At 74.3% G+C, this 1,897-nt stretch carries 2 protein-coding genes and 1 pseudogene; 2 read left to right on the top strand and 1 reads right to left on the bottom strand.

Annotated features, from left to right (window positions below; all coding sequences use genetic code 11):
- Both Q4D18_RS11725 and Q4D18_RS11720 read left to right on the top strand, forming a co-directional pair.
- Positions 1-544, top strand: a pseudogene (locus tag Q4D18_RS11725) (acyltransferase); the annotation flags it as partial.
- On the top strand, positions 541-1,194 hold the full coding sequence (locus Q4D18_RS11720) for a low molecular weight phosphatase family protein (RefSeq protein WP_303128622.1): 654 nt from the start codon (positions 541-543) through the stop codon (positions 1,192-1,194). The pseudogene Q4D18_RS11725 and the gene Q4D18_RS11720, both read left to right, overlap by 4 nt.
- 73 nt (positions 1,195-1,267) lie before the next feature.
- On the opposite strand, the gene Q4D18_RS11715 is transcribed toward Q4D18_RS11720, so the two are convergent.
- On the bottom strand, positions 1,268-1,897 hold a 630-nt coding region (locus Q4D18_RS11715; RefSeq protein WP_368389648.1), incomplete at its 5' end, for a TRCF domain-containing protein.

The following is a 1,897-nucleotide window of genomic DNA, read 5'->3' as shown; positions in this document are numbered from 1 at the left end:
CGGCGTGGGCCTGGCCCTGCCGTGCCTGTTCTACGTCCTCTGCGGGGAGTCCTTCCGCCGTCATGTGATACCCCGCCTGCGCCGGCACCGGGCGGTGCTGGGCACCGCGCTGGTCCTGGCGGGGCTGCTGGCCGTCCGGCTGGGCCTGCCGCCGCACAACATCAAGTTCAGCGGGTTCGGGACCTTCCTCCTCACCCCCGCCGTGGGCGTGGTCATGTCCGCGGGCGTGGTGCTCGTGTTCGGCGCGTTCGTGGAGCGGCAGCTGCGCACCCTGGCGCGCCGCACCGGCACGGGACACGCCCTGCGCTCCGGCATCACCGCCCTGACCCGCACCGGCACCGTGGTGGTGCTCCTGCACGGCCTCGTGCTCATGGAGCTCATGCGCGTCGGCGTGGAGGACAATCTCCTCAAGTTCCTCCTCGCCCTCGGCCTGAGCTGGGCCGTGGGCCTGGCCCTGCTGGCCACCCCCCTGTCCCGTCCGCTGGCGGGCGTGCCGCAGCAGTGGCACCCGCTCAGCCCGTCCCTCGCAGGAGCCCGCCCATGACCTGGTTCTCACGTCCCCCGATCCGCTCCCCGTTCGCCGCCGGCCCGTCCATGGCCGCCGCGCCCGAGGACGGCGTGTTCCGGATCCTCACGGTGTGCACGGGCAACATCTGCCGATCAGCGTGGGCGCATCATATGCTGCAGACCCGGCTGGACGACTCGGTGGGGCCCGGCCGGGTGGAGGTCTCCAGCGCCGGGGTCGCTCCGAACCAGGCTCTGCGTGTCCCGCAGGAGCTGCTGGACCTGGCGCCGGACGAGGAGCTGCGGGCGCGACTGGCCGCGCACCGGCCGCGTCCGCTCAGCGCCCGGAGCCTGAGCGGCCAGAACCTCGTGCTGGCGGCGACGGGTGCGCACCTGGACGCGGTGTTCCGCGAGGCCCCCGCGCTGCTGCACCGCTCGGCCACCCTGCTGGACGCCGGCGCCCTTCTCAGCGGAGCCGACGTCGCCCCGAGCGGGGGCGCCTCCGCCGTGAAGGATGCTCTGCGGGCGGGCCGCGCCGCAGGGCGTGGCCTCCCCCGGGCCGAGGCGGACCTCCCGGACCCGTTCCGCGGCCCGGCGGAGGGGTACGGGCACATGGTGCAGGCGCTCGAGCCCGCTCTTTCGGCGGTGGTCGCCACGCTGGTGCGGGCGGTCGGCGCACCGGGCGCCTGACGGCGGAACCCCGCAGGCGGTCGGGACTCCCGCCCCGTCAGCCAACGTGGACTCCCAGGCGCAAGGCCCCCGCTCACCCCTGACCGCCGGCCGCCGGCTTCTCGGGGGCGAAGATCGCCTGCACCACCTGGTCGGCCCACTCGAGCAGCGGGGCGTCCACGAGATCCTGGCCCATGACCGGCTTGGTCTTGGGCCGGGGAATGAGCACGGCGTCCAGGGCGGTCTTGACCTGCGCGCCCTTGTACATGCGCTGCAGGCGCAGCACGCGGGACTCGGGCAGGGCCGCGGCGGGGCCGAACTTGACGTTCTGCCCCAGCAGCATGACCTCGGTGACCCCTGCCGCCCGCGCCCGGTTGCGGAATCGCGCCACGGCCACGAGGGCCTGCACGGGCTCCGGCAGCGGGCCGTAGCGGTCCTGCATCTCCTCCACCACGGCGTCGACGGCGGCGTCGTCCGTGGCCGTGGCCAGGGAGCGGTACATCTCGAGGCGCAGGCGCTCGCCCGGCACGTAGTCGTGGGGCAGGTGCGCGTTGACGGGCAGCTCCACCTTGACCTCGGCGGGACCGGTGTCCTCCTCGCCCTTGAAGTCGGCCACGGCCTCGCCCACCATGCGCAGATAGAGGTCGAAGCCCACCCCGGCGATGTGCCCGGACTGCTCGCCGCCGAGCAGGTTGCCGGCGCCGCGGATCTCGAGGTCCTTCAT

It is taken from the genome of Micrococcus sp. (assembly GCF_030523875.1).
Lineage (GTDB): Bacteria > Actinomycetota > Actinomycetes > Actinomycetales > Micrococcaceae > Micrococcus.
This window is presented reverse-complemented; position numbering and strand designations above follow the sequence as displayed.

Coding starts and splice junctions, on each gene's coding strand:
- Q4D18_RS11720 (WP_303128622.1), top strand. CDS start 541: ATGACCTGGTTCTCACGTCCCCCGATCCGCTCCCCGTTCGCCGCCGGC.